Raw genomic sequence first — 13,249 nt, 5'->3', positions numbered from 1 at the left:
AACGCAGTCACCGCGAAACGGAGTCGAAGCACTCTTCCTTGCCACCCTCGGCCGGGCGGAAACAGGTATGGAGCACGGTCCCGGGGCGGGTCACCGTCATCGGCGTGTAGACGAAGCTGTCCGCGTCGACCGTGTTCTCGACCTCGGCGCCGCGGACCCGGCCGCCCACCGTCAACTCGAGGCGGTCGCCGATCCGGGTGCCCCACATCCGTGCCCAACTCGTCCCGCACTCCTTGCTGTAGCGCAGTTCCAGCCAGGCCCCGGCGGCCGTGTGACGCGTGGCGAGGGTGTCCGGTCGCCCGGCGCAGTACATGTCGATCGGGCTCTTGCCCTCGCAGGACGAGGCCCGGCAGTGCGGCCCGGGAGGGGAGCTGGTCCCGGCGGCCGGCCGTGCTTCGCCGCTGTGCCGCGGCAGCAGGAGCAGCGCGACCGCCACTCCGCCGACGGCCACGGCACACACCGACGCGAGCACCGCCACGGTGACCGCACCCCGGTGACGACCGCCCTGTGCGGCCTCCGCCGGATCCGCGGGCGGGACGGGATCCGCGGCCGGGGACGTGACCGGCGACGACGCCTGCGCCGGCGTATCCGCCCGGCCCGCCTCCGTCGCCCGCCCGCTCCACTCCGACTCCGCGATCTCCCACAGCGCCAGACAGCGGCCTTCCGGTTCACCGGCCAGCCGGCACAGCTCCTGCACCGCGGCGCGCGGCGGCAGTGTCCTGCCGTTCAGATAGCGCTCCCAGGACGACTTGCTGAACGCCGTCTTCGCCGCGAGAGCCGCCAGGCTCAGACCGGTACGGGTCCTCAACTCCCGCAGCGCGGCGGCCAGTCGGGCCCGTTCCGGGGTCATCCCCGCAGGGCCTTCCAGGTGTGCGGGCCGACGACACCGTCCACGTCGAGCCGCGCCTGCCTCTGGAAGGCCTTGACCGCGCCCTGCGTCAGCGGGCCGAACATGCCGTCGATGCCGCCCGGCGAGACACCCGCCCGGCGCAGCAGACACTGCACCTCGGCCACGTCCGGACCGGCGTCGCCGTATCCCACGGTGGCGTCCCGCGTGCGGCTGTTGCCCGCGTACCAACTGCCGTCGACCCGCTTCACGTCGCAGGTGTAGGAGGGCGCCGACGCCCCCGCGGACAGGGTGACCGTGGCCGTCGCCCCCTCCGCCGCGCCGCCGTCGTGGTCCATGAGCCGCATGGTCACCAGCACCGCCGCCGACACCGCCAACACCAGGGCCACCGCCCCCGCGACGAGCGCGACGCGCAACGACCGCGCGCCCCCGCCGCCGGGCTCCGACGACAGGATCTCCGGCTCCGGTACGGCGGTGTCCCCGACCTCCGTCTCCAGTACGGCAGTTCCACCGCGCGGCTTCCCCCAGGCCTCGGCGGCGACCTCGTGCAGCGCGAGCAGCCGGGTCGGGTCGTCGCCGCCGATCCGGGCCAGCGCCTCCACGGCCTCCCGCGGCGGCAGCGAACGGCCCCCCAGATACCGCTCCCACGACTTCGGGCTGTACCCCGTCCGCGCCGACAGCCGACGTACGCTCAGCCCGCTGTGGTCCTTCAGCCGGCGCAAGTGCACCAGGAGCTGCCGAACACGCGGATCGAGTTCAGCGGGCAGCGCTTTCCAACGCGACATGGTGTGGTCCCCCCACGCGTTCATGAACAGCGACCGTGGTCAGTGGCCTCTGTACCCCGAGCCGCATTCTGCCCCAGCATCCACAAGACCGCACCGGAACCTGCGCCCTGCACCCATACGCAATCGGCCACCACCCGTCGACAGCCGTCCCGCCGCACCGTCGTCACGCCCTACGTCTTTGCAGGTCAACGGGCGGGACGTCCCGCGAGGCCGTCACTTCCGCGGCAGCCATGGCGGCCCTCGCCAACCGCCCCGCAGTCTCGTCCCGGCACCACACACCACGACCCGAGAGGGACACGAATGCGATCGAACGCCTTGGCCAGGACCCTGGTCAGCGCCGCCGCCGTGGTCGGACTCGCCGCCGGCGGCCTGGCCACCGCGGGCACCAGCTTCGCCGCGCCGGCGTCGGCCACGAGCGCCCGGACCGTCACCATCAAGGCGACGAACAACCTCGGCCTGAACACCACCGAGGGCAAGAGCGTCCAGTGCTACGTCCGCGACGCCTCACCCGTCGGGAAGTTCGACCCCGGCACGATCGACGGCCAGCTCGGCACCAAGAGCTGGAAGGCCTGGCAAGCCTTCCTCAACGACCGCGGCTACAACGCCGGCACCGTGGACGGCGACCCCGGCCCCAACACCATCCGCGGCCTCCAGCGCTTCCTCGTCTACATCGGCTACGACACCGGCGGCATCGACGGCGACGCAGGCCCCAAGACCAGGGCCGCCTGGAAGGCGTTCGCCAACCTCGGCGGAGGCTGGTGCTGACCGCACCGCCCACCGATCGGTACGCCCCGCCCGGTCGATCCGGGCGGGGCGTACCCGCATCCACGGCCGTCCCCGGCGTCGGCCGCCGGGTGGCTCTCAGAGCCGCTCAGGCGTCCGGATCCCCAACAGCGCCATCCCCTGGTGCAGGGTGCGGGCCGTGACGTCGCACAGGAACAGACGGTTCTCCGCCACTTCCTGCGCCGGGGCAGGCTTCACCACCGGGCACTGGTCGTAGAACGTCGTGTACAGGGACGCCAGTTGGTAGAGGTAAGCGGCCAGCTTGTGCGGCGCGTACTCCGCGGCCGCCTCGAAGACCGTCTCGCCGAACGCGTCCAAGTGCAGCCCCAACGCCCTCTCCGCCGGGGCGAGTTCGAGCTCCGGGTGGGCGAGCGGGGTGCGGTCGCCGGCCTTGCCGAAGATGGACCGGATACGGGCGTACGCGTACTGCAGATACACGCTCGTGTCGCCGTTCAGCGACACCATCTGGTCCAGGTCGAACTTGTAGTCCCGGTTCGGCGAGGTCGACAGGTCCGCGTACTTCACGGCGCCGATCCCGACGTACCGCCCGTTCTCGACGATCTCGTCCTCGGTCAGGCCCACCTTCTCGGCCTTCTCCCGCACCACCGCGGTGGCCCGCTCGACCGCCTCGTCCAGCAGGTCCTCAAGCCGTACGGTCTCGCCCTCACGCGTCTTGAACGGCTTGCCGTCCGCGCCCAGCACCGTGCCGTAGCCCATGTTGTGCGCGGTGACGCCGTCGTTCAGCCAGCCCGCGCGGCGGGCCGTCTCGAAGACCATCTTGAAGTGCAGCGACTGCCGGACGTCCACGACGTACAGCAGCGACGTCGCGTGCAGGTCGGTGACCCGGTTGCGGATCGCCGTCAGGTCGGAGGCCGCGTAGCCGAAACCGCCGTCCGCCTTCTGCACGATCAACGGGACCGGCTTGTCGTCCTTGCCCCGGATCTCGTCGAAGAAGACGACCAGCGCGCCCTCGGAACGCTCCGCGACACCCATCTCCTCCAGGAGGCGGGCGGTCTCGGGCATGCCCTCGTTGTACGCGGACTCGCCGACGATCTCGTCGTCGCGGATCTCCATGTCCAGCTTCTCGAAGACCGAGTAGAAGTAGACCTTCGACTCGTCCACGAACTGCTGCCACAGCTCAAGGGTCTCCTTGTCGCCGGACTGCAGGGCGACGACCCGCTTCCGCGCCCGCTCCTTGAACTCGTCATCCGCGTCGAAGACCGCACGCGAGGCCTTGTACACCCGGTTCAGGTTCGACATGGCCTGCTCGCCGTCGACGTCCTGAGCCGGGGCCAGCTCGCCGGGGTGCTCGAACAGGTACTGGATGAGCATGCCGAACTGGGTGCCCCAGTCGCCGATGTGGTGCCGACCGATCGTCTGCTCGCCGGTGAAGTCGAGCATGCCGCGCAGCGCGTCACCGATGACCGCCGAGCGCAGATGGCCGACGTGCATCTCCTTCGCCACGTTCGGCTGGGCGTAGTCGACGACCGTGATGCCCGGGTTCTCCTTCAGCGGCACACCGAGCCGGTCGCCGTCCGCGGCACGCGCCGCCAGCGTCTCGATGATCGCCCGGTCCGCGATCGTGATGTTCAGGAAGCCGGGGCCGGAGACCTCGACGTCCTTGATCAGACCCTCACCGGTGGTGATGTGGGAGACGACCTGCGTCGCCAGCTCCCTCGGGTTCGCCTTCGCCTTCTTGGCCAGCGCGAGGATGCCGTTGGCCTGGAAGTCGGCCCGGTCGCTACGTCGCAGCAGCGGGTCGACTCCGTCGGTTTCCGGCGTGGCGGAAGTGATGGCGTCGGCGAGTTGCTGGTTGACGGAGCTGCTGAGGGACTTGACCGGGGCCATGGGAGTGGGTGCCGTTCTCCTCGTGGATTGATAGACGTGGTCAGTATCCCATGGGGGGTGAAGCGGTTTTTTTGGCTGCGGGGCGGTGGGGGTTGATCGCGCAGTTCCCCGCGCCCCTAAAGGAGGCGGCTGCGCCGCCTAGACTGGGGGCGCAGTCGAATTGACCGTACTGGCTGCCCGGAGAAAGAAGGACGTACCGATCGTGGCTCAGAGCACCGAGACCGCCGACTGGGTCTCCCGTTTCGCGGATGACGTCATCGAGGAGTCGGAGCGCCGGGCCCCCGGCAAACCCGTGGTCGTCGCGTCCGGCCTGTCCCCCTCCGGCCCGATCCACCTCGGCAACCTCCGCGAGGTCATGACCCCGCACCTCGTCGCCGACGAGATCCGCCGCCGCGGCCACCAGGTCCGCCACCTCATCTCCTGGGACGACTACGACCGCTACCGCAAGGTGCCGGCCGGTGTCGCAGGCGTCGACGAGACCTGGGCCGAGCACATCGGCAAGCCGCTGACGTCCGTGCCCGCCCCCAAGGGGTCCACGCACCCCAACTGGGCCGAGCACTTCAAGGCCGCCATGGTCGAGTCGCTCGCCGAGCTGGGCGTCGAGTTCGACGGCATCAGCCAGACCGCGCAGTACACCTCCGGCGTGTACCGCGAGCAGATCCTGCACGCCGTCGCACACCGCGCCGACATCGACGCGATCCTCGACCAGTACCGCACCAAGAAGGCCCCGGCCAAGCCCAAGCAGCAGCAGAAGCCCGTCGACGAGGCCGAACTGGAGGCCGAGGAGGGATCCGGAGCCGCCGCCGAGGACGACGGCTCGTCCGGCTCCGCCGGCTACTTCCCGTACAAGCCCTACTGCGGCAACTGCGAGAAGGACCTCACCACGGTCACCTCGTACGACGACGAGACGACCGAGCTGACCTACGCCTGCACCGCCTGCGGCTTCTCCGAGACCGTCCGGCTGAACGAGTTCAACCGCGGCAAGCTCGTCTGGAAGGTCGACTGGCCCATGCGCTGGGCCTACGAGGGCGTGATCTTCGAGCCGAGCGGCGTCGACCACTCCTCCCCGGGGTCGAGCTTCCAGGTCGGCGGACAGATCGTCGGAATCTTCGGCGGCAAGCAGCCCATCGGACCGATGTACGCCTTCGTGGGCATCAGCGGCATGGCCAAGATGTCCTCCTCACGCGGCGGCGTACCCACCCCCGCCGACGCCCTGAAGATCATGGAGCCACAGCTCCTGCGCTGGCTGTACGCCCGCCGCCGCCCCAACCAGTCCTTCAAGATCGCCTTCGACCAGGAGATCCAGCGCCTCTACGACGAGTGGGACAAGCTCGACGCCAAGGTCACCGACGGCTCCGCCCTCCCGGCCGACGTGGCGGCCCACTCGCGTGCCGTGCGCACCGCCGGCGGCGAACTGCCGAAGACCCCGCGCCCGCTCCCGTACCGCACCCTGGCCTCCGTCGCCGACATCACCGCCGGCCACGAGGACCAGGCCCTGCGGATCCTCAGCGAACTGGACCCCGCCGACCCGCTCGGCTCACTCGACGAGGCCCGCCCGCGCTACGACAAGGCCGAGGCCTGGATCAACACGCACGTCCCCGCCGACCAGCGGACCATCGTGCGCGACGAACCCGACGCCGAACTGCTCAAGTCCCTCGACGAGGCATCCCAGCAGTCCCTGCGGCTGCTGACCGACGGCCTCGCCGACCACTGGTCCCTCGACGGACTGACGCACCTCGTGTACGGCGTGCCCAAGGTCCAGGCCGGATTCCCCGCGGACGCCACGCCCAAGGAACTCCCGCCGGAGATCAAGACCGCCCAGCGGACCTTCTTCGCGCTGCTGTACCACCTGCTGGTGGGACGCGACACCGGACCGCGACTGCCCACGCTGCTGCTGGCGGTCGGGCAGGAGCGCGTACGGGCCCTGCTCGGGCAGTGACGCCATGAGAAAGCGCCCGGTGCCGCACGGCACCGGGCGCTTTCTCATGCGATGTGCTCTTCCTGCATCTCCGCGTTGAGACGGTTGGAGAAGCGGTTCACCATGCGCTTGGACTCGGCCTCCGGAAGCGTGATGCCGTACGTCGCCTCGACATCGGCAATGAACCCCTTGGGAGTGGGCGCTCCGTTCCCGCTCTTTATCGACTCACGGAAGACCTGGTAGTACGCGTCCTCGTCCGGCTCCGGCGGCCCGCCGCCCTCACCGAGCTCGCGAGTACGGCCCGGGCTGACCGGGATCTGGAAGCTGCCGGTCTCCTCCGAAGAGGACTCCCGGAACTGCTCCTCCCGGAACTGCTCCTCCCGGAACTGCTCCTGCTGGTACTGCTCGGCCTGCTGCTGCTCCGCGAACCACTGCGCATACTGCTCCGGGTCGTACGTCGGATCGTAGTCACCGTGGTACTCGACCTGCTGAGGATGCCGGGCATGCAGCCACTGGCTCTGCTCCGGCAGCTGCGCCTGCGGAACCTGCTCGAACTGCTCCACCGGCCGCGGAGCCGGCGCCGCCACCGCCGGACGGCTCTCCACCGGCCGGGCGATCTCCGGCGCCGGCGGCAGCAACGCAGGCTCGATGCCCGCCGCCGCCAGACCCTCCGGAGCCGTCTGCGCCAACGGAACCCCGTACCGCGCCAGCCTGAGCGGCATCAGCGACTCCACCGGAGCCTTCCGCCGCCACGCCCGGCCGAAGCGCGAACGCAACCGGGCCTGATAGACCAGCCGCTCCTGCTCCAGCTTGATCACCTGCTCGTAGGAGCGCAGCTCCCACAGCTTCATCCGCCGCCACAGCAGAAACGTCGGGATCGGCGAGAGCATCCACCGCGTCAGACGGACACCCTCCATGTGCTTGTCCGCCGTGATGTCCGCGATACGGCCGATGGCGTGGCGCGCGGCCTCCACCGCGACCACGAACAGGATAGGGATGACGGCGTGCATCCCCACACCCAACGGGTCCGGCCAGGCCGCCGCACCGTTGAACGCGATCGTCGCCGCCGTCAGCAGCCACGCCGTCTGACGCAGCAGCGGGAAAGGTATGCGGATCCACGTCAGGAGAAGATCCAGGGCCAGCAGGACACAGATACCCGCGTCGATGCCTATCGGGAAGACATACGAGAAGTTCCCGAAACCCTTCTTGATGGCCAACTCACGGACCGCCGCATACGAACCGGCGAAGCCGATGCCGGCGATGATCACGGCGCCGGAAACGACCACGCCGATGAGAATCCGGTGCATCCGAGTCAGCTGCAGTGGCGCGGCCACCCGTACTCCCCTCCCATTGCGTGCTGTTGCGCGCAACAGAGTGGCACATGTGTACGCCGAACGAGGTAACGGAACGGGAGGAGCCCGACCCAAGCAGGGGGCCGGACTCCCTCAAAAAGCGGTGCTGAGCTGCGAGTTGGCGTCCAGACGCGGCCCAGATGTGACAGTCAGCTCTTCTTCGACGCTGAGGAGGACGGAGACGCCGAAGCGGACTTCGAAGGAGACGGGGACGCCGACTTCGACGCCGACCTGGACGGCGAGGGCTTCGCCGTGCCCGCACCACCGCCCGTACCCCCGCCGCCGGCGCCGTTCGCCGCCGACACCGAGGCCACCGCCTCCTTGGCCGCCGCCTCCACGGCCTTCACCAGATCGTCCGCACTCGGGGTCTTCTCACCAGCCAGACCCGCACCGTTGTAGTCCAGCGTGATCACGACGTTCTCGACACGCGTCACCACCGTCTGCTGCCTGAAGGCGCCTTCCTTCTTCTTCAGGTCGTAGCGCACCAGCATCGCCTCGGCACCCGTCCCGGCAACCGGCTGCGACTTCAGGTTCTTCGCACCCTGAGCCCCCTGGGCGTCCTTCACCTGCTTCTCGAAGTACGCATGCGCCAACTGGTCGCCCTCACCGCGCGTCGCATCCGACTCGAAGCGCAGCAGCGACACATTGAGCCACCGGAACTGCGAGCCCTTCACGCCGTTGTTGTCCAGACTGCTCCACGAACAGCTCGCCCGCGTCGCCGTATCGCCGGACTTGCCCGCCTTGCCGGACTTGACACCCTTCGGCACGAGCGAACCCAGCGTCTTCTGCGACAACACCCCACACGAACCCGGCAACTTCTTGTACGCCGCCGCCTGCACCGTCGGCGCCGTACTCGCCGTCGCGGGTGCCGTCTCACCGGCGCTCGCGCCCTTGCTGCCCCCGTCACCGGAGCCGGAGTCCGAGGAGCAGCCGGCGGCGAACACCATCACGGGGACTGCGACCGCGCCCGCAAGCAGACGGCCTGGCCGCCCCACTCGCTTCACTCGCCGGCTGCGCTGGTCTCGCTCTGCTGGTCGCTGCATGGTTCCTTCACTCATGACGCTGTGGTTCCTGAGGTCGGCGGATCGGGTCCGAGGAGCCACCGTACGCGGTGAGGAAACTGTGTGCTTCCGCTTCTTCAGCATTACGAAGGGGCGCCCGAGGCACCCGAACGACCCCTAACCACCCAGCGTGTCCGCCAGCTGTGCCGCCAGTTTCTGGGCCCTGTCCTGCATTTCCTTGCTGTCCGGCACGACACCGACAGCAGCCGGCTGCTCCTCGTACTCGATGGTCACAATGACGTTGGACGTGCGGAACACCACAGTCACCGTGCGCTGCCGAGCCGTCGAACCCGAGCCACTCACAACGTCGTCCAGGAACGCCTCGTCACCAAGATCGTCGAGAGTACGGGGCTGGAGATTGGCCGGGGTCGCGGACGACGAGGCGGACTCGGAGCCGGAGCCGGAGTCCGAAGGTGAGACCGAGGCCGAAGAACCGGCAGCGGCGGCACTGGGACTCGAACTGGCACTGGCACTGGCGCTCGTACTGGGACTGGAAGCGGAACTGGAACCGCTGTCGGAACTCGTCGGCTCGGGCAGATCGGCCGCCGTCTCCTTCCCCGCGAACAACTCCTGCGCCTGGGTGTCGTCGCTCACCGAGTTGTCATAGGAGACGACACGCTCGAAATCCACCAGCAACCGGTCGGTCGCTGTCGTCGAGTCCACCTTCCAGCGGCAACCGGCCTTGCGGTCGTTGTCATACGCAAGAGTGGCGTCGCCCGCGTACGCCCTTTCCTGCTGGTCCGCGTCCGCGATCTGCTCGATACCGGGCAGCAGCGAGTCCAGCGTGTCATGGCTCACCGCACTGCACGGCCCCGGCAGCGTGCGGTACTTCCCCGGCTGCGCCACGACACTCGCCGTACCGGCATCACCGGGGTTCGCGTCATCCGTCGCACCACCACTGCCCGAACCGCTTGTGCAGCCTGCCAGCAGCGCCACGAGGAGCGCGGCGACGCCGGATACGTACGCCTTCCGCTGCACGGTCAGGCTCCTCTCGACGGTGGCTCTGTGGCCGTTGCTCCAGTGTCCCCGCTGGTTAATCGCTTGCCGCGCGGGGGCTTCCCCTGGAGACAATGTGTATCGCACGCACTGCCGTGGACGCCGGTCCGTTGTCCTTTTTCATCGACCTTGGCGCCGGTTTTGCGATCTAAGACTTCTGTCATGTTTTCGGGGGAATGAGGACGATATGTCGTACGTAGAGATGCCGGGCGCGAAGGTCCCGATCCGCATGTGGACGGACCCGGCGACGGTCGAGGACGTGGCCCTGCAGCAGCTCCGCAACGTCGCGACACTGCCGTGGATCAAGGGGCTGGCCGTGATGCCGGATGTGCATTACGGGAAGGGGGCGACGGTCGGGTCCGTCATTGCCATGCAGGGGGCTGTTTGTCCTGCGGCGGTGGGGGTGGATATCGGGTGCGGGATGTCTGCCGTCAAGACGTCGCTGACCGCTAACGATCTGCCGGGGGATCTGTCGCGGCTTCGGTCGAAGATCGAGCAGGCCATTCCGGTGGGGCGGGGGATGCATGACAGTCCTGTGGAGCCGGGGCGGCTGCATGGGTTCGCCACCGGGGGGTGGGAGGACTTCTGGGGGCGGTTCGACGGGGTCGCCGAAGTGGTCAAATTCCGTCACGATCGTGCCGAAAAGCAGATGGGAACGCTCGGATCCGGAAACCACTTTGCAGAAGTTTGCATAAGTGATCAGGGTTCGGTCTGGCTCATGCTCCACTCTGGCTCGCGGAACATCGGCAAGGAACTGGCCGAGCATCACATCGGCGTGGCTCAGAAGCTCCCGCACAATCAGGGGCTGATCGACCGGGACCTGGCGGTCTTCGTCGCGGACACCCCGCAGATGGCGGCGTACCAGAACGATCTCTACTGGGCTCAGGAGTACGCGAAGTACAACCGGTCGATCATGATGGCCCTCTTCAAGGACGTGATCCTCAGGGAGTTCAAGAAGGCACGAGTGACCTTCGAGCCTGAGGTGAGCTGCCACCACAACTATGTGAGCCGCGAGCGCTACGAGGGCATGGACCTGCTCGTCACGCGCAAGGGGGCGATCAGTGCGAGGACTGGGGAGTACGGCATCATCCCGGGCTCGATGGGCACCGGTTCGTACATCGTGAAGGGCCTCGGCAACGAGAAGGCCTTCAACTCGGCGTCGCACGGCGCGGGTCGGCGTATGAGCCGCAACGCGGCCAAGCGGCGCTTCTCGACGAAGGACCTGGAGGAGCAGACGAGGGGCGTGGAGTGCCGTAAGGACTCCGGCGTCGTGGACGAGATTCCGGGTGCCTACAAGCCGATCGAGCAGGTCATCGATCAGCAGCGGGACCTGGTCGAGGTCGTGGCGAAGTTGAAGCAGGTCGTTTGCGTGAAGGGCTGATGCAAGAGGCCCCCGGTTGAAACCGGGGGCCTTCTTCAGTTGGGCAGTGGTACAAGCCCATCGAGCAACTTGTTCAAGCGAGCTCGGCAGGCATTCTGCGAGTGACCCAGCTTGGCGCAGGCGTCGTCGATAGTCGCTGCGGAGAGCAGCAACCTGTCCTTTTCGGAAGTCCATTGGATGCGTTCTGGCCCCGGCTTTCGACCGGTCGGGCGGATCCAGGACGTGATGGAGCTGGCAGTCGTGCGCTTGCGTTCCAGGGACAGGCAACCGGGGTAGTACAGGTCGGCCGCCAGGCGCTGGGCTGCTCCCCTCGCATAGAAGAGGTTGTAGATACTGTCCCGGGCGTTGGGCTTGATGATGCGCTCGGCTCCCGTCACATCCCTGGCGTAGTCGCGCAGGTAAGACGCGATGGCAGTACTGGCCGTGGTGAGGGAGATGAACGGGACCCCCTTGCCCGTGAAGCCGACCGAGCCGTCTGCGTCGATGAGACCTCGCAGGTAGTCGCCAGTCGAGACCTCGACGTGAGGGGGAGCGATCGTTTTCGACTTGCGGCCGTAGGGCAGGCCGAGTTCGTTGACGATGGTCCTGGCCTCCAGAGAACAGAGGCTCCAGATCGCTGAGTGAGCGGTCTCGGCGAAGTTCGTGGACCGGGTCCGCTCGGTGACGCTGCTGTAGTACGGCGTCAGCTTCTGGAACTTGCGTAGGAGATCGATATCCCGGGCGTTGATCTCGACGCTCAACCGGCCTTTCCTGCCGGGCCCTTGCTTGAGGTGCCCGTCCGCCTGCAAGAAGCCGAACATGTACGCGTACTCGGGCACCCTCAGGTCCATGAACCGGTGGGCGCTAGGCTCGCAGTCAGCCATGAGGAAGCTATTCCTTCCTTGCTGGTCAGGCCCTCGGCTGGGCGGCATCCCGGTCGAGGGCCGTCATTTTGATGTTGTACTGCGAGCCTAGATCGCCAGTTCGCCGGCCGTTCGGGTGATCGACGAGGTTCACTCCTGTGAGTTAAGCGAGCCGTTTCTCCAGCAACGTCACCGCATACGGACTCCCCAACCCGCCGTCCTTCGCCCGCTGTTCGCCCACGACCCTGTAGCCCGCCGACTCGTAGTACGTGCGCAGCCTCGGGTTGGACGCCAGGCAGTCCAGACGGGCGTACGGGCGGCCCGTGGCCGCGATGCGGGACTCCGCCTCCGTCAGCATGCTGCGGCCTGTCCCCGGTGGCGCCGTGTGCGGGGTCGTCATCAGGCGGTGGATGTAGCCCGCGTCGGCTGGGCGGGGGCCCCAGGCGGCCTCGTCCTCCCAGCAGAGTTCCCAGGCGCCGGCCAGGTGGGGGCCTGAGTGGGCCAGCCAGACCTCGCCCTCCTGCATGCGTGTGCGGAAGTGGGTCTCGTCCTTCTCGCCCGGCTTCCACTGGTCGATTCCCCGGGCCAGTTGCCAGAGGGCGGCGGAGTCGCGGAGGCGGACGAGGGTGCGGGCGTCGGGCCGGGTCGCCTTGCGGAAGGTGAGGGTGGGCCAGTCGGTGGGCCGGGGTTCCAGGAGGGCCGTGCGGAGGGTTGTCGCCAACGCCTCTGCGTCCAGGGACAGTTCCCGCGTGATGTAGTCCTCCAGCGAGCCGTAGCGCTGCTTCATGGAGGCCAGGAAGGTGCGCATCACCTGCTGTGGGGCCCGGCCGAAGCCCGGCCAGGTCGGTTCGCGGCCGTCGTTTCGCGACTTCCAGCTCGCCAGGATTCCGGGTGTGGCCAGTTCCGTGAGGCTGTAGTCCTCGATGACGGTCTCTTCCGGGATGCCCAGCAACGTCAGGATCAGCGCCGCCAGTTGGCCCGTACGGTCCTTGCCCGAGGCGCAGTGGAAGACGACCGGTTCTGCCGACTCCGCTGCCTCCGCCACCAGTTCCAGGGCTCGGCGGATCTCCTTCACCCCGTCCTCCGCCACCTCCATGTAGCGCTCCGCCAGGTACGGGCCGGGGTCGACGCCCGGGGCCTGGGCCGCCTGGTCGTAGGGGCGGTGCTCGATGCTGAGGTTGTGGTACGCGAAGGAGGGGTGGGAGGGGACGCGCCCGCGCGCCTCCGCCTCCCAGGGGTGGCGCAGGTCGATGACCGTGCGGATGCCCAGGGAGAGGAAGCGGTCCCAGTCCTGTGTGCCCTCGGTCAGCTTGCCCGGGGAGTCCGCGCGGTACAGGCGGCCGGGGCGGATGCGCAGGCCGTCCGGTGTCGTATAGCCGCCCAGGTCGCGGAAGTTGTGCAGCGCGTCGAAAGCTAAGTGTCGGTCCACAGGCTGT

General features: G+C 68.3%; 11 protein-coding genes. 3 read left to right on the top strand and 8 right to left on the bottom strand.

What is annotated here, in order from left to right; translation table 11 throughout:
* Window positions 1-7: 7 nt before the first annotated feature.
* Window positions 8-850 (bottom strand): helix-turn-helix domain-containing protein, encoded by an 843-nt coding sequence (locus tag ACWDAG_RS42585; RefSeq protein WP_450700944.1) that lies wholly within the window; start codon window positions 848-850, stop codon window positions 8-10.
* The gene (locus tag ACWDAG_RS42580; RefSeq protein ID WP_450700943.1) at window positions 847-1,632 is read right to left on the bottom strand and encodes a peptidoglycan-binding protein; all 786 of its coding nucleotides are present in this window, start codon (window positions 1,630-1,632) and stop codon (window positions 847-849) included. Before ACWDAG_RS42580 ends, ACWDAG_RS42585 begins: the two co-directional genes overlap by 4 nt.
* Window positions 1,633-1,932: 300 nt before the next feature.
* Here ACWDAG_RS42580 and ACWDAG_RS42575 point away from each other — a divergent pair, with 300 nt between their 5' ends.
* Entirely contained in the window at window positions 1,933-2,397 is a 465-nt protein-coding gene (locus ACWDAG_RS42575; protein WP_450700942.1) for a peptidoglycan-binding domain-containing protein, read from the top strand.
* A 96-nt stretch (window positions 2,398-2,493) separates the two neighbouring features.
* Here the strand turns inward: ACWDAG_RS42575 and argS are convergent, their stop codons facing one another.
* Window positions 2,494-4,263 (bottom strand): arginine--tRNA ligase, encoded by a 1,770-nt coding sequence (argS, locus tag ACWDAG_RS42570; RefSeq protein ID WP_450700941.1) that lies wholly within the window; start codon window positions 4,261-4,263, stop codon window positions 2,494-2,496.
* 202 nt (window positions 4,264-4,465) lie between these two features.
* Here argS and lysS point away from each other — a divergent pair, with 202 nt between their 5' ends.
* Entirely contained in the window at window positions 4,466-6,202 is a 1,737-nt protein-coding gene (lysS, locus tag ACWDAG_RS42565; RefSeq protein WP_450700940.1) for a lysine--tRNA ligase, read from the top strand.
* Window positions 6,203-6,246: 44 nt separating this feature from the next.
* On the opposite strand, the gene ACWDAG_RS42560 is transcribed toward lysS, so the two are convergent.
* From ACWDAG_RS42560 to ACWDAG_RS42550, 3 genes are all read right to left on the bottom strand, one after another.
* Complete coding sequence (locus ACWDAG_RS42560; protein WP_450700939.1) at window positions 6,247-7,515, bottom strand: DUF2637 domain-containing protein; 1,269 nt, start codon at window positions 7,513-7,515, stop codon at window positions 6,247-6,249.
* Between the two features lie 167 nt (window positions 7,516-7,682).
* Window positions 7,683-8,591, bottom strand: a complete 909-nt coding sequence (locus ACWDAG_RS42555) for a DUF3558 family protein (RefSeq protein ID WP_450700938.1) — start codon at window positions 8,589-8,591, stop codon at window positions 7,683-7,685.
* A 120-nt stretch (window positions 8,592-8,711) separates the two neighbouring features.
* Window positions 8,712-9,572: a DUF3558 domain-containing protein gene (locus ACWDAG_RS42550; RefSeq protein WP_450700937.1), complete on the bottom strand. Its 861-nt coding sequence runs from the start codon at window positions 9,570-9,572 to the stop codon at window positions 8,712-8,714.
* Window positions 9,573-9,777: 205 nt separating this feature from the next.
* Between ACWDAG_RS42550 and ACWDAG_RS42545 the strand changes: the two genes are divergently transcribed.
* A complete protein-coding gene (locus tag ACWDAG_RS42545; RefSeq protein WP_450700936.1) occupies window positions 9,778-10,971 on the top strand; it encodes an RtcB family protein in 1,194 nt (397 codons plus the stop codon).
* Between the two features lie 35 nt (window positions 10,972-11,006).
* Here ACWDAG_RS42545 and ACWDAG_RS42540 read toward each other — a convergent pair whose 3' ends face one another.
* Together ACWDAG_RS42540 and ACWDAG_RS42535 are read right to left on the bottom strand one after the other, a co-directional pair.
* A complete protein-coding gene (locus tag ACWDAG_RS42540) occupies window positions 11,007-11,834 on the bottom strand; it encodes an LAGLIDADG family homing endonuclease (RefSeq protein WP_450700935.1) in 828 nt (275 codons plus the stop codon).
* A 142-nt stretch (window positions 11,835-11,976) separates the two neighbouring features.
* Window positions 11,977-13,242, bottom strand: a complete 1,266-nt coding sequence (locus ACWDAG_RS42535) for a GNAT family N-acetyltransferase (protein ID WP_450700934.1) — start codon at window positions 13,240-13,242, stop codon at window positions 11,977-11,979.
* Between the last annotated feature and the right edge of the window lie 7 nt (window positions 13,243-13,249).

It is taken from the genome of Streptomyces sp. NPDC001157, assembly GCF_053598255.1.
This window is presented reverse-complemented; position numbering and strand designations above follow the sequence as displayed.